The organism is Streptomyces sp. NBC_00094 (genome assembly GCF_026343125.1).
Classification (GTDB): domain Bacteria; phylum Actinomycetota; class Actinomycetes; order Streptomycetales; family Streptomycetaceae; genus Streptomyces.
This window is the reverse complement of record NZ_JAPEMB010000001.1, coordinates 5005339-5023727: the sequence shown is the minus strand read 5'-3', so window position 1 is coordinate 5023727 and position 18389 is coordinate 5005339. Positions and strand designations below refer to the sequence as shown.

Below are 18389 nucleotides of genomic sequence, written 5' to 3'. Positions count from 1 at the left end.
CAAGGCCCGATTCCCTTTTGTCGAAAGGCGGTTAAGCGGCCCGCCTCTTGGTGTTCACCGAATGTCCCCCCACCGGTCGGGGGGAATGCCGGGTCGGCACCTAGCGTCGGCCGCGTGGTCAAGCTCTCCGTGGTCGTGCCGTTCTACAACGTGCAGACATATGCCCCCGACACCCTCGCAAGCCTGCGTGCCAACGCCCGCGAGGACTTCGAGTTCCTGCTGGTCGACGACTGCTCGTCGGACGGCACGCCGGAGATCCTCGAACGGGCCGTACGTGACGTCCCGGGTGCCGTCCTGCTCAGGCACGAGCGCAACGAGGGCCTCGCCACGGCCCGTAACACCGGGCTCGACGCGGCCCGCGGCGAGTACCTCACCTTCCTCGACGGGGACGACTGGCTCTCCCCCGGCTACTACGGGCGGCTCGTCGCCGCCATGGACGAGCTGCGCTGCGACTTCCTGCGCACCGACCACGTCTCCGTCGCCGGCCGCGACCGCGCCGTCCGCCGGGCTCCGGTCCCCCGCCGCGGCGAGGTGTTCAGCCCCCGCGACGCGATACTGCCGGCCCACCGGACGACCTCGGTCGACTATCCGTACGCATGGGCCGGGATCTACCACCGGCGGCTCCTGGAACGCGGGCTGCTCCACTTCCCGCACGGGCTGCGGACCGCCGAGGACCGGCCCTGGATCTGGAAGCTGCACCGCGAGGCGGAATCGTTCGCGGCGATCGGAGAGCTCGGCGTCTTCTATCGGCGCGGGGTCGCGACCTCACTCACCCAGATCGGCGACATCCGGCAATTGGATTTCATCCGCGCATTCGACCAGGTGATCGAGGAGACATCGAAGGACCCGGACGCGGACCGACTTCTCCCCAAGGCCGTTCGCACCTATTGCGCGCTGATTTCCCATCACATCGGCGGCATCGGACGATTCGAGCCCGAGGTGGCACGTCAGCTGACGGCGATGAGTGCGGGCGCGCTGCGACGGATGCCGCAGGGGGTCCTCGACGACGCCCTCAAGGCGATGGGCGGGGACCGCGCGACGATGCTGCGCAAGCTGCGGAGGAGGCGTCCGGCGCCACCGCCGGCGACGCCGGACCCGGTGCCGGTCTCGGTGACGGTGACGGCGGCCTCCACCTCGCCCTCCGCCCCCGCTTCCGCCTCCGCCCCCGTGTCCACTGCGGCGAACGCCTCCCCGGAGGTGGCGGCATGAGCGCCCGTCGGACCACCCAGATCTTCTGCGCCTCCACCTTCTACGGAGTGGCGACGCTCGCCGCCGCGCTCGACAGCGGCTGCTTCGGCCCGGCCGACCGCCGCATCCTCCTCGTCACCGACAACGCGGCCGTGCCCGAGACGACCCCGACCGTCCAGGAGGCCGAGGGCTTCGAGCGGCTGCGCGGCCGCTTCGACTCCGTACTGTCCTGGAACGAGACGATCTCCCCGCTCCACCCCGCGGGCTGGACCCCCCGCGCGAGCGACCTGCCGATGCTCCAGCGCCATCTGCGGCGGCTCTGGGAGCTCGGCGACGACCGGGTCGAACTCGCCCTGGAGTCCCCCCAGGTGACCCCGGCGCTCGCCATCGCGCAGCTGCTGCCCGAGGCGCCCGTCACCGTGTACGCCGACGGTCTGATGAGCTACGGGCCGACCCGTAACAAGATCGACCCGCTGATCGGCGGGCGGATGCGCCGACTGCTCCACCTCGACCTCGTCCCCGGGCTCACGCCGCTGCTGCTCGCGGAGTTCGGGGCGGTGCCCGAGACCGTACCGGCGGAGGCGTTCACCAAGGTCGTCGAGGAGCTGTCCGGGCCGGTCACGGGGGCGTCGGACGAGGGCCCCGCGCTGCTCCTCGGCCAGTACCTCACCGCTCTGAACCTGCTCACCGCCGCCGAGGAGGAGGAGCTGCACCTCCGGATGGTCCGCGGCGCGGTCGCCCGAGGCCACCGCCGGCTCGTCTTCAAGCCACACCCGACGGCCCCGGACTCCGGGTCGCGGACGCTGGTGCGCGAGGCGGAGCGGCTCGGTGCCGTACTGACCGTCGAGGACCGGCCCGTCCTCGCCGAGGTGCTCTACCGCGAGGCGCGGCCCGCCCTCGTCGTCGGCTGCTTCTCGACGGCGCTGCTCACGGCACGCTCCTTCTACGGGCTGCCGGTCGCCCGCGTCGGCACGGGGACCCTCCTGGAGCGGCTCACCCCGTTCCAGAACAGCAACCGGATCCCGCTGACCGTCGTGGACGCGGTCGTCCCGCCCCTGGAGGAGGGCGGCACGGACGAGCCGGGCGGCCCGGACCCGGACGTGGCCGCGCTGAACGACCTGGTCGCGGCCGTCGGCTTCGCGATGCAGCCGAAGATTCGGGCCGATCTGTGGGAGGCCGCGGCACGGCACCTGTCGGGCCCGCACGTCGAGCGCACCCGGCACCACTTCACCCGGCGGCGCCTCACCGTCCTCGACCTGCCGGGCGGTCTTCCCGTCCCCCGGCACCCGCGGGTCCGCCGCCTGGCGCGCCGCGCCCTGCGGCTGCGCAAGGCACTGCGGAAGTAGGAGCCGGCGGCCCGACAGCGGCGAGCCCGGGACCCGTGCGGGGGTCCCGGGCTCGCCCGTACGTCTCCACGGCCCGGGGGCCGCCTCCGATCAGGCGCGGACGATCGGCTCCTGGATCTCCGTCACCCACCGCGACCGGTCGTCCGGGCACTCCAGGTAGAGCTCGCGCGCGTAGTGCTCCGACGCGTAGCCGTTCGTCTCGATCCAGCGGGCCAGGGTCTGCACGGTCGGCAGGATGTCGTCCATCGAGCCCCGGTGGACGATGGTCGCCGCCTCCTCGATGGCGGGCAGGACGCGCACCTCGACGCCCTCCACGGACGTCCCCTCGGGGACCGTCATGGCGGCGTGCACGACGACCGAGCCGTCCCCCTTGCCCGCGTCCTCGTAGTACGCGATCCCGGGACCGAAGCCGGTGAGGCCCGCGGCCTCCAGGCGGCCGCACAGCTCCTCGTACAGCGGACCGATGGCCGGGCCGATGTCGTGCGGGCCGAAGCTCGGTACGACCGCGCTCAGCTCGGCGACGCGCACGGCGGGGATCTTCTTGACGACGACGTCCTGGGTGGACATGCGTCCCTCCGTCTCGATGGCTCGGAGACGCGCGCCGACCTGGGCGAGCCGGGCCCGCGCCGCTTCCAGGGCCGCTTCCAGCTCGGCCCGGCGCAGACGCAGCATTCCCCGCAGCTCGTCCGCGTCGATCTGCTCGTCGAGGATCGCCCCCACCTGTTCGAGGGTGAAGCCGAGGTCCTTGAGCGCGATGACACGGTTGAGCCGGGCGAGCTGCTCCGCGGTGTAGAAGCGGTAGCCCGTGTGCGGGTCGACCCGGGTCGGGCGCAGCAGTCCGATGGCGTCGTAGTGGCGCAGCATCCGGACCGACACCCGCCCGTGCCGGGCGAAGTCTCCGATGGTGAACATGACGACTCCTACGGAACGCCCTCACACCGTGTCAGGGTCAAGGCGAAGGCTGCGTGTCGGGGGTCAGGCGCTGCCGAACGAGAGCTTCGCGGCGAAGCCGAGGAAGAGCGCGCCCGCCGCCGAGGTCGCCCCGGCGGACAGCCGCCGGCGGCTCCGGAACGCGGCCGCGAGCCGCGTCCCGCCGAATATCAGCATCGTGAGGTAGAGGAAGCTGCCGATCTGGAGCAGCGTGCCGAGCACCAGGAACGACAGGGCCGGGTAGGCGTACGCCGGGTCCACGAACTGCACGAAGAAGGAGATCAGGAAGAGGATCGCCTTCGGGTTGAAGAGGCTGATGATCAGCGCGCGGCGGTACGGGTTCTCGCCGGGGGCGCCGACGGTGGCCTGCTCCGGCTCCTCGTCCGTCGTCTCGTGGCGGGTGCGCCACATGCTCCAGGCGGCCCGCAGCATGCCGATGGCCATCCAGGTCAGATAGCCCGCGCCCGCGTACTTCACGATCATGAAGAGGAGCGGGGTGGTCTGGAGGAGCGAGGCGGCGCCGAGTGCGGCGAGCGTCATGAGGACCGCGTCGCCGGTGAACACCCCGGCGGCGGCCTTGTAAGCCGTCCGGCTGCCCTTGCGGGCGGCGACGGACAGCACGTACAGCGAGTTCGGCCCCGGCAGAAGGATGATGAGGACGAGTCCCGCGAGATAGGTCGGCAGATCGATGACACCCAGCATGGAGCGGAGTGTCGCACATGGGTACGACACTCCGCTGTGACCTGCGTCTACGGGGCCTGGAGAGCTCCTAGAAGGCGTCGGTGGGGACGTAGGTGCCCCAGACCTCGCGGAGGGCGTTGCAGACCTCGCCGACGGTGGCGCGGGCCCTGAGGGCGTCCTTCATCGGGTAGAGGACGTTGTCCGTGCCCTCGGCCGCCTTCTTCAGCTCCACGAGCGCCGCGTCCACGGCCGCCTGGTCGCGCTCGGCCCGCAGCCGGGCGAGGCGCTCGGCCTGCTGGGCCTCGATCGCCGGGTCGACGCGCAGGGGCTCGTAGGGCTCCTCGACGTCGATCGTGTAGCGGTTGACGCCGACGACGACCCGCTCGCCGCTGTCGGTCTCCTGCGCGATCCGGTACGCCGAGCGCTCGATCTCGCCCTTCTGGAAACCGCGCTCGATCGCGGCGACCGCTCCGCCCATCTCCTCGACCTTGGCCATCAGCTCCAGGGCCGAGGCCTCCACGTCGTCGGTCATCTTCTCGACGACGTACGAGCCGGCGAACGGGTCCACCGTCGCCGTCACGTCCGTCTCGTAGGCGAGGACCTGCTGGGTACGGAGCGCGAGGCGGGCGGACTTGTCGGTCGGCAGCGCGATGGCCTCGTCGAACGAGTTCGTGTGCAGCGACTGCGTACCGCCGAGGACGGCCGCGAGGCCCTGGACCGCGACGCGGACGAGGTTGACCTCGGGCTGCTGGGCGGTGAGCTGGACACCGGCGGTCTGCGTGTGGAAGCGCAGCATCAGCGACTTCGGGTTCTTCGCGCCGAACTCGTCCCGCATCACGCGCGCCCAGATCCGGCGGGCGGCACGGAACTTCGCCACCTCCTCCAGGATCGTCGTGCGGGCGACGAAGAAGAACGACAGGCGCGGCGCGAAGTCGTCCACGTCCATGCCGGCCGCGACGGCCGTACGGACGTACTCGATGCCGTCCGCGAGCGTGAACGCGATCTCCTGCGCGGGCGAGGCCCCCGCCTCCGCCATGTGGTAGCCCGAGATCGAGATCGTGTTCCACTTCGGGATCTCGGTCCTGCAGTACTTGAAGATGTCCGCGATCAGACGGAGCGACGGCTTCGGCGGGAAGATGTACGTGCCCCGGGCGATGTACTCCTTCAGCACGTCGTTCTGGATCGTGCCCGTCAGCTTGTCCGCCGGGACGCCCTGCTCCTCACCGACCAACTGGTACAGCAGCAGGAGCAGCGAGCCGGGGGCGTTGATGGTCATCGACGTCGAGACCTTGTCCAGCGGAATCCCGTCGAACAGGACCCGCATGTCGTCGATCGAGTCGATCGCGACACCCACCTTGCCGACCTCGCCCGAGGAGATCGCCGCGTCCGAGTCGTGACCCATCTGCGTCGGCAGGTCGAAGGCGACCGACAGACCCATCGTGCCGTTCGCGATCAGCTGCTTGTAGCGGGCGTTCGACTCGACGGCGGTGCCGAAGCCCGCGTACTGGCGCATGGTCCAGGGCCGGCCGGTGTACATCGACGGGTACACGCCGCGAGTGAAGGGGTACGAACCCGGCTCGCCCAGCTTCTCGGCGGGATCCCATCCCTCCAGAGCCTCCGGCCCGTAGACCGGCTCGATGGGCAGCCCCGACTCCGACTCGCGCGCCATGTGTTGTGCCTCCCGATAGACCTGCTGCTCAGCGGTACCGACCCTCGCGACGGACTGTAGCGGCGGGCGTGCGGCCGGTGGAGGGCAGCACGCTGGGACCTTGCTCACAACCTGCGCGCTTCCCCTTGCCTCGTACGCGCCGGCGCCTTCCGCGTACATGCTTCCGCCTTCCGTACACCCGTGCGCAACCGCACGCGCGCGGGAAGCATCCCTACGTACACACGACTCGTCCCGGGGGGCAACCATGAAGCGGTCTTCGTCGGTCATACACAGAGCGGTACTGGCAGCGGCAGCGGTGGTGATCGCCGTGGGCTGTACGCCGCAGGCGTCCGACCCGGGGGGCAGCGCGAGCCCGTCGCCGAAGGCGCCGACGACGACCGGCCCGACGGCCGACCCGACGTCCACAGGACCGACCGCCGACCCGACGACGGCGCCGACTCCGACGACGGACGGCAAGCCGCCGTCCCCCTCCGCCACTCCCACCACGGGGGCGCCGACGCCCAAGGCCCTCATGGGCGACGGCGACGAGAGCGAGCAGGTGCGCGAGCTCCAGGCGCGGCTGCGGCAGCTCGGCCACTTCGACCGGGCCCCCACCGGCTTCTACGGGACGATGACGGCGGGCTCGGTCACGGCGTTCCAGAAGAAGCAGGGGCTGCCGCCGACGGGCTCCGTCGACGAGACGACCTGGCAGCGGCTGCTCGCGGCCAGCCGGAAGCCGACCGCCGACGAGCTGAAGCCGTCGACCACGAACAAGCTGGACACCCCGGATGCGCGCTGTATGACCGGCCGGGTGCTGTGCATCAGCAAGGAGAGCCGGACCCTCGCCTGGATGATCGACGGCAAGGTCGTCTCGTCGATGGACGTCCGCTTCGGTTCGGAGAACACCCCGACGCGCGAGGGCACGTTCAGCGTGGGCTGGAAGGCCCGTACGTGGACGTCGACGATCTACCACACGCCCATGCCGTACGCGATGTTCTTCAGCGGCGGCCAGGCGGTGCACTACTCGGCGGACTTCGCGGCCCGCGGCTACAACGGGGCCTCGCACGGCTGTGTCAACGTCCGGGACCGGGCGAAGCTCTCGGCCCTCTTCGACCAGGTGAAGGTCGGCGACAAGGTCGTCGTCCACTGGTAGGTCCGAGGAGGCCGGCAGGCCCTGGAAGGAGAAGGGGCGCGGGTGGGACCGGGGGAACGTGCCCCACCCGCGCCGGTGCGCGGAGCCGTAGGTACGGGGGGAACCCCGGCTCGTCGCGCGGCCGATGACCAGTCGGCTCACTCAGTACTGCGCCGACGGCCCGAAAAGTGTCACACCTGGAGCGGGACGGGCTCAGCGGCGGGTCTTGTCCTGGTCCTCGGCGCCGCTGTCCCGGCGCTCGCCGGTGCCGTTCGTGGTGTCGCCCGCGCCGCCGGTCGTGGGCTCGCCGACGCCGCCGGCCGCGGGCGAACGCCTGCCGTCGACCGGCGCGTCACCGCTGCCGCCGCCGTTCCCGTTCCCGTCCCCGTCCCCGTCGCTCTTCCCGTCGTCCTTGCCGTCGTCCTTGCCGCCCTCGCGGGGCTCGGCGGACGTACCGGAATCGCCCGTACCGCCCGTACCGCCGGAGACGATGCGGTCGCAGTACCTGCGCAGGGTCTCGCCACTGCGCAGGGTGCTCGCGAGCTGCCGGCGGCCCTCGGCGTCGAGCCGGCCCGCCCGGTAGTCCTGACAGGCCTTGAGGGCCTTCTCCTTCACGTCCGACCCGCCCTTGGTGCCACCCGGGGCCGGTGTCGTCCTGCCCGGGTCCGGGGTGGGCCGGATGTCCGGCGGGGAGGAGACGGAGGGGGACGCGGTCGAGGAGGGAGAGGTGAGGGAGGAGTGCGGGGCCGAGGGGGACGAGCCCGGTGAGCCGTCGTCGCCGTCAGGTCCCCGGGAAGGCACCTCGGGGTCCTTCCGTATGCCGGACGAGCCGGAGGCGACCGGGTCCGGGCCGTCCACGGCCGTGACGGAGGACGCGGGTTCGGGGCCCGTCAGGGGCAGCATGCCCGTACCGGCGGCGACGGCGACCCCGCCGACCGTGACGGCGGCGACCGCGGCGGCAAGGCCGTACCGGACGGAACGTCCCCAGCGGCGCGCGGGCGCGGTGACGGGGGCGAGCCGGACCCGTCCCAGTTCGGCGTGGGCGGTCCCGCCCGCGGCCACGGCCGTCGCGCGGGCGGCGCGGGCGGCGGTGGCCTCGCGGAAGGCGGTCAGCGCGGCCGCCTCGCCGGGCAGCTCGGTCCGGGCGGCGAGAGCGGCCTGGGACACGGAGCGCGTACGGGTCGAGTCGAGGGCCTCCGCGAGGCGCCGGGCCTCGGACCGCGCGGGGTCGTCGAGGGCGTCGACCGGCTCGCCACGGAGCAGCCGCTCCGCGGCCTCCTGGTCGAGCCACTGGTAGCGCTCGTCGGCCATCACATGTCCTTCTGCGTACGCGGACGTGAATGCGTCACACCGCCGGGGCTCCCGGGCCCCGGCCCGCGCCCGCGTTGCGGAGGGACGGCGTCCAGGGGGACGACGTCTTCGCCGGTCCCGCCGGCGACTCCCTCCGAGGCTTCCTCGGCCGCCCCACCCGCAGCCCCGACGGCCGTTCCGGCCGCCGCGCCGGCCGCCGCGTCGGCCCCGAGCAGTTCGGCGAGCTTCTTGAGGCCTCGGTGCGCGGCGGTCCGTACGGCACCGGGGCGCTTCCCCAGGGTGTCGGCGGCGCTCTTGGCGTCGAGGCCGACGACGACGCGCAGGACGACGGCCTCGGCCTGGTCCTGTGGGAGTTGGGCGATCAGGTGCATGGTGTGGCTGGTGGCCAGGGCTTCCAGTGCCTCGTCCGCGGTGTCGGACGCGGAGGGCTTGTCGGTGAGTTCGGTCTCGTCGGCTCCCACGGCGGGGCGCCTGCCGCGCATCCGGATGTGGTCGAGGGCGCGGTTGCGGGCGATACGGGCCGCCCAGCCTCGGAACCGGTCCGCGTCACCGCTGAAGCGGTCGAGGTCGCGCGCGATCTGGAGCCAGGACTCCGAGGCGACATCCTCGGCGTCGCCGTCGCCGACCAGTGTGCGTATGTAGCCGACCAACCGAGGATGCACGGCGCGATACACAGTACGGAACGCGTTCTCGTCCCCGTCCTGCGCAGCGAGCACCGCGGCGGTCAGCTCCGCGTCGTCCCCCAGCACTCCCCAAACCCTGTTCGTCGGTCGCGTCGTCGCGTCGTCGCGGCTGGTCACATCCGCCACGCTGCCTCGCGCACCTGCACGCTACGTCGTGCCCCGGCACCGCGTCCACGCAGTCCCGAGTCTTTGTACAACTCGCAACCTCCGGAGGCGGGCTCGCATGCACGTGCGGGTGCACGTGCCGGTGTGACAGAAAACGCACCCCTGGCGCTGTATGGAGTACGGAGCCGTGCTGCGGCTCCGTGGATGACGACCGGGGCCTCTCCTGTGGGGGGTGGCGGCCCCGGTCGTCTCCCTTTTCCCCCTCACCTCCTCCCCCCTTTCTCCCTCTGCACGGGCTGGGCGCACTGCACCCTTTTCACTGTCAACCGATGGTTGACAGTGCGGGGGTGTCAACCTAGGGTTGCCTCATGACGAATCCAGCCGGCCTGAACGTTCCCGTCCGTCTCGACGAGCTCATCGAAGCGATCAAGAAGGTCCACCCGGACGCCCTGGATCAGCTCTCCGGAGCGGTCATCGCGGCGGACCACCTCGGCGATGTCGCCGACCACCTCATCGGCCACTTCGTGGACCAGGCCCGCCGCTCCGGCGCCTCCTGGACCGACATCGGCCGCAGCATGGGCGTCACCCGCCAGGCGGCCCAGAAGCGTTTCGTCCCCAAGGAGCCGGACGCGGAGAAGATGGACCCGAACGCGGGGTTCAGCCGCTTCACCCCCCGGGCCCGGAACGTGGTCATGGCCTCCCAGAACGAGGCCACGGCCGCCGGAAACGACGAGATCCTCCCCGCCCACCTCGCCCTCGGCCTGCTCGCCGAGCCCGAGGGGCTCGCGGCGCACTGGATCACCTCGCGGGGCGTGACCCTCGACCAGGTCCGCGAGGCCGCCGCCGCGACCCTGCCGCCGGCCGTCGCCGAGGCGCCCGCGCTCGTCCCGTACGACGCGGCGGCGAAGAAGGTCCTGGAGCTGACGTTCCGCGAGGCCCTGCGCCTCGGGCACAACTACGTCGGCACCGAGCACATCCTGCTGGCGCTCCTGGAGCACGAGGACGGCACGGGCGTACTGACCGGGCTCGGGCTCGACAAGGCCACGGCGGAGCGGGAGATCGCCGAGACGATCGCCTCGGTGACGATCCAGACCCCGGCCCCGGACTCCGCCCAGGAGTCCTGAGACCGACGGTCGACCTGACGGTCGGACGACCTGACGACCTGACGGTCGGACCGTCAGGCCGTCGGCCTGTCATGCCGCCGGTCAGGCGGTGCGGGCCCTGCGCGAGACGACCGCGCGCAGCACCCGGCCGCCCTCGACGGAGAGTTCACGGGCCCGGCGCAGACCGGTCGGGCCGTGGGCGGCCGATTCGAGGACGGCCTGCTGGCGGCGGACCTCCCCGGCGAGCAGCGGGCCCGCACCGGTCGGGTCCCCGGCGCGGCAGCGCTCGACGAGCCCGTCCGGCACCCCGGCGGCGTCGAACCGGCCGTGCAGGGCGAGGGCGGTGACGGAGCAGGCACCGGCCCAGGTGCGGAGGGCCTCGACCGTCCAGTCGGGCGGGGCGGTCGCCAGCATGGCGCGTACGTCCCCTCCCGTACCGTCGCCGTCCTCGCCATCCTCGGCGTCCAGTTCGGCGAGGGCCTTGGCCGCGGCCTCGCCCCACGCTCCCCCGTCGCCGCGCGCGACGGCCGCCCACACGGGCCGCAGGGTGTCCCCGCGGTCGGCGGCGAGCAGCGGCAGACAGCGGTCGAGGCAGGCGAGACCGGCCGCGGCCAGACCTCGCTCGTCGGCCCCGTCGATCAGTTCCAGCAGGCTCCGGCTCGTCGCCGACGTCATGGACGCCTCCTCGCCACCGTATGCGGACGCAGTACGTCCCCTACTGCGCCGAGGGGTGCGTTTTCGTCACTGCGGCCGGAATCATGCCAGTGGCCTTGGCCTGCTGCATAGAGGTCAGACGCCGGACGAAGAGGATCGCGAGGACGGCGGCGGCGGCGTCCAGCAGATAACCGGCGAGGGACCAGGTCGCGGCGGTGGTGAGGGCGTCGGCGGTCACCGCCTGCTTGTATAGCTGCGAAGCGATCCGGTCCACGACCATGCAGGCGACCCAGACCGTCCACCAGCTGTTGAGGAGCACCAGCTCACCCCTGCCGACGGCGGCGTGCGGCTGCCAGCGGCTGGCCCGCCAGATGTCGACGGCGACTCCCCGCGGGATCCAGAGGTTGGCGATGGGGATGAACCAGCCGCCGATGGCCCAGCCCGGCTTCCGGCTCTGCAGGTCACCGGCCCAGACCTCGGCGTTCTTCCGCAGCCGGTGGAACCAGACGATGAAGACGATCCCGGTCGCCACGTACAGGGTGAAGGCCACGCTGTAGGCGAGATTCAGGTTGATCCCGACGAAGGTCGTCGCCCAGAGGGCCTCGTCCGGACCGGACAGCGCCCGGATCTCGGAGGCGGCGAGCACCAGGTCGAAGACGATGTTGAGCGCGAGCAGGACGATCACGGCATACGAGAGGCCGTTCGGATTGCGGAGCTGCATGGGTGTGCGGTTCCCCCCAGGAACGTGCGGCGCCCCTCCCCGAGGCGCCGGCGGCGGCCGCGCGGCCGCCGCCGGGGGAACGTACGCGACCCGGAACGGCCACGTCCACGGGGAATGTCAGGTCGCCTCAGCGCACCTTCGCCGCCAGCGCCCGGAACTGGTCCCAGGTCAGCGTCGGTTTCGCCGGATCCCACACCTTCTGCGCCAGCGCCGCCAGCGGCAGCCGGATCCCGTCCGCCACCTGCGCCTGCGTCTGGGCGCCCGACAGGTCGCACCAGACCGCGAAGCGGGCGCCGAGGATCTGGGGGTCGTACCGCGCCGGGACCGGGGTCGTGCCGCGGACGACGAGCGGGGTCCACTGCTCGTAGATGCGGCGGCCGGTGGGGTACGTGAAGTCGTTGGGCTGGCCCAGGACGTAGTAGAGGTACTCGTCGTTGAGGTTGACCAGCTTGCGGCCCGCGCTCAGGTACGCGGTGGGCGGCCGGGCGCCGATCTCCTTGCCGGTCCAGTACTCGACCTCGATGTCCCGGTCGGCGCTCACCACGCCCCCCGGGAAGAAGCCGTCGTTCCACGCCTTGAGGGTCTTGCCGGTGGGCCGGACGACGGCGGCGCGGTCGTTGAGCCAGCCGGTGGCCAGGTCCTGCACGCGGGCGGACGCCCCGTACTTCGCCCGGGCGGCGCTCGCCAGCTGCGGATAGCTTGCCTCCGGGTTCTGGGACATGAGCGCGACGTACTCGTCGGCGCCGAGGTGCCAGTACGCGCCGGGGAAGAGCTGCGTGTACTCGCGCAGCAGATCGTCGACGATCCGGGCCGAGTCGGGGTCGGAGATGTCCACGGCCCCGCGGGGGGCCCGCCCGCTCGCGCTGGTGAGCTGGAGGTCCGGGTGGGCGGCGATGACGGCGCCGAGGTGTCCCGGCGAGTCGATCTCCGGGATGACGGTGATGTGGCGGCTCGCCGCGAGCGCGAGGATCCGCCGCACCTCCGCCTTGGTGAGGTGCTGGGCGGAGACGACCTCGGGGTGGCTGTCGGAGGCGACGCGGAAGCCCTGGTCGTCGGAGAAGTGCAGACCGAGCTGGTTGAGCTTGAGGTCGCCCATCTCGCGGATGCGGTCCTCGATCCAGGCGGCGGTGAAGTGCTTGCGGGCGATGTCGACCATGAGCCCGCGCTGCGGCTTCGCGGGCCGGTCGGTGACCGTCCCCTCGGGCATCGCGCCGGTCGCCCTGACCGACTGCTTGAGCGTGCGGGTGCCGTAGAAGACCCCGGCCTCGTCGGGCCCGCTGATCCGCACCCGGCCGTCGCGGACGGCGAGCGTGTACGACTCGGGGGCGCCCTTCGCCCCCAGCGCCAGCTCCACGTCCCCGGGTCCGGCGGCGACGGCGCCGCGGTACGGGACGCCGAGCTCGCCGGCGAGCAGTCTCCCCTCGTCGGCGAGGCCCGCGCTGTTCGGGCCGAGGACGATCCCGGCGGCGGGCGCGGGCTTCCAGCCGGGGCCGCGGGCGGCCTCGTGGTCGCGGACGGCGGGGACGGTGCGGGGCGCCGAGGAGAGCGGGTACGTCCGGGTCGGCGTCGGCGTGGGTGTCGGCGAGGGCGGGGGCACGCTGGTGGGCGCGGCGCTCGTCGACGTACCGCCGGAGGGAGAGGAGGGCGGCTGCGTTCCGGACGGAGATCCGTTCGAACAGGCCGCCACGGTGGCCAGCGCCACCGCGGTCGCCAGAAGTGCGGGGCCCCGGCGGGGCACCCGTATGGAGTACCGCATCATTCGGAATCCTCCCGTACGGATGGCGGTCCGGCCAATCGGGGGACGGAACCGGGCGGGACAGGACGGTCCGGAACGCGATCGTCCATCATGTGTTCCGAAACTCTCCCTTCCGGGTGAAATTCGCGCATCCGTCGGACACTTCCCTCATCCCGTCGATAACGTTGCGTTACGCCCACCCCACCCGTCCCGGAGTACCGGAGCCCACGCTGACCAGCGACACCCACGCCCCCTACCGGAAACCGGGCTCCACGGACACGCCTGCCATACCTGCCCAGAACAAGGGCCCGAATCCCCAGGCCTCGACCCACGGGCTCACGCGTTTCAACGCGGCCTCGCCCGCCGAGGCCGAGACCCTGCTCCTCTCCTGCTGCCACAGCCCCCGCTGGGCCGAACGGGTGGCGGCGCACCGCCCGTACCCGACCGTCGACGCCCTGCTCGCCGCCGCCGACGAGGCCGGTTACGACCTGTCCCGCGCCGACCTCGACGGGGCACTGGCCGCCGAGTCCTCCGCCCTGCCGCACCCCGACGCCCCGTCGGCGGCGCGGACCGCGCTGCGGGCCGCCCACGCCGCGTACGAGAGCAGCTTCGGACACGCGTTCGTGATCAGCCTCGAAGGAGTGCGGCCCGGGGAGCGTCTCGACCAGGTATTGGCAGGCATTCGGTCACGTCTCGGCAACGAACCGGAGGAAGAGCGCGTGATCGCCGCCGACGAACTGAGGCGGCTCGCCCGCGCCCGGCTGGCCTTCCGTCTGTCCGAGGGCCTCACGCTCCGACACTCCGAAGCGTGATTCCGACCGGAACAGGGCGATTTCGGCTTGTGGGATAGCCCGTCCGTGCCTGTTTGATCACACCGATGGCCCCCGCGCGAGCGAACCGACAAGTCGTCGCTACGATGACCGGGGCCGGTGGACCGTACCCGGCCGGGTCAGACCGACAGAGAAGCCGGCCGACCCTGATCCCCGCTCCCGGAGGGTTTTTCCGTGCCGGCTGGAACGCTGTACCGCGGCCGGGAAGGAATGTGGAGCTGGGTGGCTCATCGAGTCACCGGCGTCCTCATCTTCTTCTTCCTGTTCGTACACGTGCTGGACACCGCTCTCGTCCGCGTCTCCCCCGAGGCGTACGACGAGGTCGTCGCGACCTACAAGACGCCGATCGTCGCTCTTCTGGAGTACGGCCTCGTCGCCGCCATCCTCTTCCACGCGCTGAACGGTCTCCGTGTCATCGCCGTGGACTTCTGGTCCAAGGGCCCGCGCTACCAGAAGCAGATGCTCTGGACCGTCGTGGGCATCTGGGTCGTGCTGATGGCGGGCTCGTTGTACCCCGTCCTCGGCCACGCCGCACGTGAACTGTTCGGGAGCTGACGCCAGATATGTCTGCTGACACCACCTCCGCGATCGGCCCCGTCGAGGGGGCCCACTACGACGTGGACAACCCCGCGCCGTACATCGAGGCCCCGCGCAAGCGCACCGGCAAGACGCCGAAGGCGACCCGCGGCAACTTCGAGATGGCCGCGTGGCTCTTCATGCGCCTCTCCGGCGTGGTCCTGGTCGTCCTGGTCCTCGGCCACCTGCTGATCCAGCTCTTCCTCGACGGCGGCGTCTCCAAGATCGGCTTCGCCTTCGTGGCCGGCCGTTGGGCGTCCCCGTTCTGGCAGGTCTGGGACCTGCTGATGCTCTGGCTCGCCATGCTGCACGGCGCCAACGGCCTCCGTACGGTCATCAACGACTACGCGGAGCGGGCCAACACGCGCCTGTGGCTCAAGGGCCTGCTGTACACCGCCACGGTGTTCACCATCCTTCTGGGCACGCTGGTGATCTTCACCTTCGACCCGAACATCCGCTAGGCACGGGGCTGAGGTAATCCACGTCATGAAGATCCACAAGTACGACACCGTCATCGTCGGCGCCGGCGGCGCCGGCATGCGCGCCGCCATCGAGTCGACGAAGCGCAGCCGCACCGCCGTCCTGACGAAGCTCTACCCCACCCGCTCCCACACGGGCGCGGCGCAGGGCGGCATGGCCGCCGCGCTCGCCAACGTGGAGGAGGACAACTGGGAGTGGCACACCTTCGACACGGTCAAGGGCGGTGACTACCTGGTCGACCAGGACGCCGCCGAGATCCTGGCGAAGGAGGCCATCGACGCCGTCCTCGACCTGGAGAAGATGGGCCTGCCGTTCAACCGGACCCCGAACGGCACCATCGACCAGCGCCGCTTCGGCGGTCACTCCCGCAACCACGGCGAGGCCCCGGTCCGCCGGTCCTGCTACGCCGCGGACCGCACCGGCCACATGATCCTCCAGACGCTGTACCAGAACTGCGTCAAGGAGGGTGTGGAGTTCTTCAACGAGTTCTACGTCCTGGACCAGCTCATCGTCGAGGTCGACGGTGTGAAGCACTCCGCGGGCGTCGTCGCCTACGAGCTGGCCACCGGCGAGATCCACATCTTCCAGGCCAAGGCCGTGATCTACGCGTCCGGCGGCACCGGCAAGTTCTTCAAGGTGACCTCCAACGCCCACACCCTGACCGGTGACGGCCAGGCCGCGTGCTACCGCCGCGGTCTGCCCCTGGAGGACATGGAGTTCTTCCAGTTCCACCCGACGGGCATCTGGCGCATGGGCATCCTGCTGACGGAGGGCGCCCGCGGTGAGGGCGGCATCCTCCGCAACAAGGACGGCGAGCGCTTCATGGAGAAGTACGCGCCGGTCATGAAGGACCTCGCGTCCCGTGACGTCGTCTCCCGCTCCATCTACACGGAGATCCGCGAGGGCCGCGGCTGCGGTCCCGAGGGCGACCACGTCTACCTGGACCTGACGCACCTTCCGCCGGAGCAGCTCGACGCCAAACTCCCGGACATCACCGAGTTCGCCCGTACGTACCTCGGCATCGAGCCGTACACGGACCCGATCCCGATCCAGCCCACCGCGCACTACGCCATGGGCGGCATCCCGACCAACGTCGAGGGTGAGGTCCTCTCGGACAACACCACCGTCGTCCCGGGTCTGTACGCGGCCGGCGAGGTCGCCTGCGTGTCGGTGCACGGCGCCAACCGCCTCGGCACCAACTCGCTGCTCGACATCAACGTCTTCGGCAAGCGCTCCGGCATCGCCGCCGCCGAGTACTCCGCCAAGCACGACTACGTCGAGCTGCCGGAGAACCCGGAGTCCCTCGTCGTCGCGACGATCGAGAAGCTGCGCAACTCCACGGGTCACGAGCGCGTGGCGGACATCCGCCGCGAGCTGCAGGAGACCATGGACGCCAACGTGATGGTGTTCCGTACCGAGCAGACGATCAAGACGGCCGTCGAGAAGATCGCCGAGCTGCGCGAGCGCTACGAGAACGTGTCCATCCAGGACAAGGGCAAGCGCTTCAACACGGACCTCCTTGAGGCGATCGAGCTGGGCAACCTGCTCGAACTGGCCGAGGTCATGGCCGTCTCGGCCCTGGCGCGCAAGGAGTCCCGCGGCGGTCACTACCGCGAGGACTACCCGAACCGCGACGACGTCAACTTCATGCGCCACACCATGGCGTACCGCGAGGTCGGCGAGGACGGCTCCGAGACCGTCCGTCTCGACTACAAGCCGGTCGTCCAGACCCGCTACCAGCCGATGGAGCGTAAGTACTGATGGCTACCCCCGTACTGGACAAGGTCGAGGCGGAGTCCGCCGCCTCCCCGTACATCACGGTCACGATGCGGATCCGCCGCTTCAACCCCGAGATCTCGGACGCCTCGGTCTGGGAAGACTTCCAGATCGAGATCGACCCGAAGGAGCGCGTCCTCGACGCCCTCCACAAGATCAAGTGGGACGTCGACGGCACGCTGACCTTCCGCCGGTCGTGCGCGCACGGCATCTGCGGCTCGGACGCGATGCGGATCAACGGCAAGAACAGGCTCGCCTGCAAGACGCTGATCAAGGACCTCAACCCCGACAAGCCGATCACGGTCGAGGCCATCAAGGGCCTGACGGTGCTGAAGGACCTTGTCGTCGACATGGAGCCCTTCTTCCAGGCGTACCGGGACGTCATGCCGTTCCTGGTCACCAAGGGCAACGAGCCGACGCGCGAGCGCCTGCAGACCGCCGAGGACCGCGAGCGCTTCGACGACACCACCAAGTGCATCCTGTGCGCCGCGTGCACGTCGTCCTGCCCGGTCTTCTGGAACGACGGCCAGTACTTCGGTCCGGCCGCGATCGTCAACGCGCACCGCTTCATCTTCGACTCGCGTGACGAGGCGGGCGAGCAGCGCCTGGAGATCCTGAACGACAAGGACGGCGTGTGGCGTTGCCGCACGACGTTCAACTGCACCGACGCATGCCCGCGTGGCATCGAGGTCACGAAGGCGATCCAGGAAGTCAAGCGTGCGCTGATCACGCGTCGCTTCTGACGTCTCCGCCGGCTGCCAGAGCCCGCTTCCGTACGCCACCGCGCGTGCGGGAGCGGGCTTTGTCGTGTCCGGCGGGGCGGCCGAGCGGAGCCCGCCGTTCACGACCCCGGCGATGCCGGGCGCCGGCTTCGGTCACTCCGTCCGCTCGGTCTCGATCAGGACCCGGCGCAGCAGGTCGTTGAGCTGAGCCCGCTCCTCGGGAGCGAGGACGCCGAGGAGGCGGACCTCCTCACGGCCGAGGACCTCCATCGCGCCGAGCCAGGCCCCGTGACCGGAGTCGGTGAGTTCGACGACGACCCTGTGGCGGTCGGTCGTGGCGGTGGTACGGCGGACGAGTCCGCGCTTCTCCAGCGCGTCGAGGCGGCCGGAGACGGAGGCGGGGCCGAGGTCGAGGTCCTGGGCGAGCTCGGAGGGGGCGGCGGTGCCGCCGCGGCCGGCGAGCCTGTGGAGGGTGTCGAACTCGTGGCGCTCCAGGCCGAAGTCGACGAGGGACTGCTCCCTGACCCGGCGGAGGTGGACGGAGAGCTTCTTCATCCGGGTGACGGCGCCCTCGACCACGGGGTCGAGGTCGGGCAGGACGGGCTGCCAGTGGGCGACGTGCTCGTCGGTCCAGTCACGGGGTTCGCGGGGGGCACGCGGTTCCTCGGGGAGCGGCATGACGGGATCGTACGTCGGCGATCGGGCTCGCTCCCGTTCCCTTCGGCCGTGGCGTCAGGGTGTTCACCAGCGGTGATCCGGTGGGTGCCG

At 71.2% G+C, this 18389-nt stretch carries 18 protein-coding genes; 9 read left to right on the top strand and 9 right to left on the bottom strand.

Translation table 11 applies throughout. From position 1 onward, the window contains the following. Positions 1–114: 114 nt before the first annotated feature. Together OG580_RS22395 and OG580_RS22390 are read left to right on the top strand one after the other, a co-directional pair. Positions 115–1209: a glycosyltransferase family 2 protein gene (locus OG580_RS22395; RefSeq protein ID WP_267045449.1), complete on the top strand. Its 1095-nt coding sequence runs from the start codon at positions 115–117 to the stop codon at positions 1207–1209. Beyond that, entirely contained in the window at positions 1206–2534 is a 1329-nt protein-coding gene (locus OG580_RS22390; protein ID WP_267045448.1) for an alpha-2,8-polysialyltransferase family protein, read from the top strand. The genes OG580_RS22395 and OG580_RS22390 overlap by 4 nt, the downstream gene beginning before the upstream one ends. A 90-nt stretch (positions 2535–2624) precedes the next feature. On the opposite strand, the gene OG580_RS22385 is transcribed toward OG580_RS22390, so the two are convergent. The 3 genes from OG580_RS22385 to OG580_RS22375 all read right to left on the bottom strand — a co-directional run bounded on the left by OG580_RS22385 (position 2625) and on the right by OG580_RS22375 (position 5814). Next, positions 2625–3446, bottom strand: coding sequence for a MerR family transcriptional regulator (locus OG580_RS22385; protein WP_267045447.1), 822 nt, complete (start codon positions 3444–3446; stop codon positions 2625–2627). Positions 3447–3509: 63 nt separating this feature from the next. Beyond that, on the bottom strand, positions 3510–4166 hold the full coding sequence (gene leuE / locus OG580_RS22380; RefSeq protein ID WP_267045446.1) for a leucine efflux protein LeuE: 657 nt from the start codon (positions 4164–4166) through the stop codon (positions 3510–3512). Between the two features lie 67 nt (positions 4167–4233). Continuing rightward, entirely contained in the window at positions 4234–5814 is a 1581-nt protein-coding gene (locus tag OG580_RS22375) for a methylmalonyl-CoA mutase (protein ID WP_267045445.1), read from the bottom strand. Between the two features lie 244 nt (positions 5815–6058). On the opposite strand from OG580_RS22375, the gene OG580_RS22370 reads away from it, so the two are divergent. Next, on the top strand, positions 6059–6946 hold the full coding sequence (locus OG580_RS22370) for a L,D-transpeptidase family protein (protein WP_267045444.1): 888 nt from the start codon (positions 6059–6061) through the stop codon (positions 6944–6946). A 192-nt stretch (positions 6947–7138) separates the two neighbouring features. Here the strand turns inward: OG580_RS22370 and OG580_RS22365 are convergent, their stop codons facing one another. Then, positions 7139–8236, bottom strand: a complete 1098-nt coding sequence (locus OG580_RS22365) for a hypothetical protein (protein WP_267045443.1) — start codon at positions 8234–8236, stop codon at positions 7139–7141. Then, positions 8236–8985, bottom strand: a complete 750-nt coding sequence (locus OG580_RS22360; protein WP_267045442.1) for an RNA polymerase sigma factor — start codon at positions 8983–8985, stop codon at positions 8236–8238. The genes OG580_RS22365 and OG580_RS22360 overlap by 1 nt, the downstream gene beginning before the upstream one ends. Before the next feature lie 407 nt (positions 8986–9392). On the opposite strand from OG580_RS22360, the gene OG580_RS22355 reads away from it, so the two are divergent. Next, positions 9393–10148: a Clp protease N-terminal domain-containing protein gene (locus OG580_RS22355; RefSeq protein WP_267045441.1), complete on the top strand. Its 756-nt coding sequence runs from the start codon at positions 9393–9395 to the stop codon at positions 10146–10148. An 81-nt stretch (positions 10149–10229) separates the two neighbouring features. On the opposite strand, the gene OG580_RS22350 is transcribed toward OG580_RS22355, so the two are convergent. The 3 genes from OG580_RS22350 to OG580_RS22340 all read right to left on the bottom strand — a co-directional run bounded on the left by OG580_RS22350 (position 10230) and on the right by OG580_RS22340 (position 13261). After that, the gene (locus OG580_RS22350; RefSeq protein WP_267045440.1) at positions 10230–10802 is read right to left on the bottom strand and encodes a hypothetical protein; all 573 of its coding nucleotides are present in this window, start codon (positions 10800–10802) and stop codon (positions 10230–10232) included. 40 nt (positions 10803–10842) lie between these two features. After that, the gene (locus OG580_RS22345) at positions 10843–11502 is read right to left on the bottom strand and encodes a DUF4328 domain-containing protein (RefSeq protein WP_267045439.1); all 660 of its coding nucleotides are present in this window, start codon (positions 11500–11502) and stop codon (positions 10843–10845) included. A 127-nt stretch (positions 11503–11629) separates the two neighbouring features. Further along, the gene (locus tag OG580_RS22340) at positions 11630–13261 is read right to left on the bottom strand and encodes a glycoside hydrolase family 20 protein (RefSeq protein WP_267045438.1); all 1632 of its coding nucleotides are present in this window, start codon (positions 13259–13261) and stop codon (positions 11630–11632) included. A gap of 161 nt (positions 13262–13422) precedes the next feature. On the opposite strand from OG580_RS22340, the gene OG580_RS22335 reads away from it, so the two are divergent. From OG580_RS22335 to OG580_RS22315, 5 genes are all read left to right on the top strand, one after another. Next, entirely contained in the window at positions 13423–14049 is a 627-nt protein-coding gene (locus OG580_RS22335; RefSeq protein ID WP_267045437.1) for a 2-oxo-4-hydroxy-4-carboxy-5-ureidoimidazoline decarboxylase, read from the top strand. A gap of 192 nt (positions 14050–14241) precedes the next feature. Then, positions 14242–14622: a succinate dehydrogenase, cytochrome b556 subunit gene (sdhC, locus tag OG580_RS22330; protein WP_015035721.1), complete on the top strand. Its 381-nt coding sequence runs from the start codon at positions 14242–14244 to the stop codon at positions 14620–14622. Between the two features lie 8 nt (positions 14623–14630). Next, positions 14631–15104 (top strand): succinate dehydrogenase hydrophobic membrane anchor subunit, encoded by a 474-nt coding sequence (locus tag OG580_RS22325; RefSeq protein WP_267045436.1) that lies wholly within the window; start codon positions 14631–14633, stop codon positions 15102–15104. Between the two features lie 25 nt (positions 15105–15129). Further along, positions 15130–16884, top strand: a complete 1755-nt coding sequence (gene sdhA / locus OG580_RS22320) for a succinate dehydrogenase flavoprotein subunit (RefSeq protein ID WP_125744985.1) — start codon at positions 15130–15132, stop codon at positions 16882–16884. Then, on the top strand, positions 16884–17642 hold the full coding sequence (locus OG580_RS22315) for a succinate dehydrogenase iron-sulfur subunit (RefSeq protein WP_267045435.1): 759 nt from the start codon (positions 16884–16886) through the stop codon (positions 17640–17642). The genes sdhA and OG580_RS22315 overlap by 1 nt, the downstream gene beginning before the upstream one ends. A gap of 132 nt (positions 17643–17774) precedes the next feature. On the opposite strand, the gene OG580_RS22310 is transcribed toward OG580_RS22315, so the two are convergent. After that, positions 17775–18299 carry a MarR family winged helix-turn-helix transcriptional regulator gene (locus tag OG580_RS22310; protein ID WP_267045434.1) on the bottom strand — a complete coding sequence of 175 codons (525 nt, stop codon included), beginning with the start codon at positions 18297–18299 and terminating at the stop codon, positions 17775–17777. Positions 18300–18389: the final 90 nt, after the last annotated feature.

Bases quoted from the DNA above. Each gene is read 5' to 3' on its own strand.
- OG580_RS22390 (WP_267045448.1), top strand. From the start codon at position 1,206: ATGAGCGCCCGTCGGACCACCCAGATCTTCTGCGCCTCCACCTTCTAC.
- OG580_RS22385 (WP_267045447.1), bottom strand. From the start codon at position 3,446: ATGTTCACCATCGGAGACTTCGCCCGGCACGGGCGGGTGTCGGTCCGG.
- leuE (WP_267045446.1), bottom strand. From the start codon at position 4,166: ATGCTGGGTGTCATCGATCTGCCGACCTATCTCGCGGGACTCGTCCTC.
- OG580_RS22375 (WP_267045445.1), bottom strand. From the start codon at position 5,814: ATGGCGCGCGAGTCGGAGTCGGGGCTGCCCATCGAGCCGGTCTACGGG.
- OG580_RS22370 (WP_267045444.1), top strand. From the start codon at position 6,059: ATGAAGCGGTCTTCGTCGGTCATACACAGAGCGGTACTGGCAGCGGCA.
- OG580_RS22365 (WP_267045443.1), bottom strand. From the start codon at position 8,236: ATGGCCGACGAGCGCTACCAGTGGCTCGACCAGGAGGCCGCGGAGCGG.
- OG580_RS22355 (WP_267045441.1), top strand. From the start codon at position 9,393: ATGACGAATCCAGCCGGCCTGAACGTTCCCGTCCGTCTCGACGAGCTC.
- OG580_RS22350 (WP_267045440.1), bottom strand. From the start codon at position 10,802: ATGACGTCGGCGACGAGCCGGAGCCTGCTGGAACTGATCGACGGGGCC.
- OG580_RS22345 (WP_267045439.1), bottom strand. From the start codon at position 11,502: ATGCAGCTCCGCAATCCGAACGGCCTCTCGTATGCCGTGATCGTCCTG.
- OG580_RS22340 (WP_267045438.1), bottom strand. From the start codon at position 13,261: ATGATGCGGTACTCCATACGGGTGCCCCGCCGGGGCCCCGCACTTCTG.
- OG580_RS22325 (WP_267045436.1), top strand. From the start codon at position 14,631: ATGTCTGCTGACACCACCTCCGCGATCGGCCCCGTCGAGGGGGCCCAC.
- sdhA (WP_125744985.1), top strand. From the start codon at position 15,130: ATGAAGATCCACAAGTACGACACCGTCATCGTCGGCGCCGGCGGCGCC.
- OG580_RS22315 (WP_267045435.1), top strand. From the start codon at position 16,884: ATGGCTACCCCCGTACTGGACAAGGTCGAGGCGGAGTCCGCCGCCTCC.
- OG580_RS22310 (WP_267045434.1), bottom strand. From the start codon at position 18,299: ATGCCGCTCCCCGAGGAACCGCGTGCCCCCCGCGAACCCCGTGACTGG.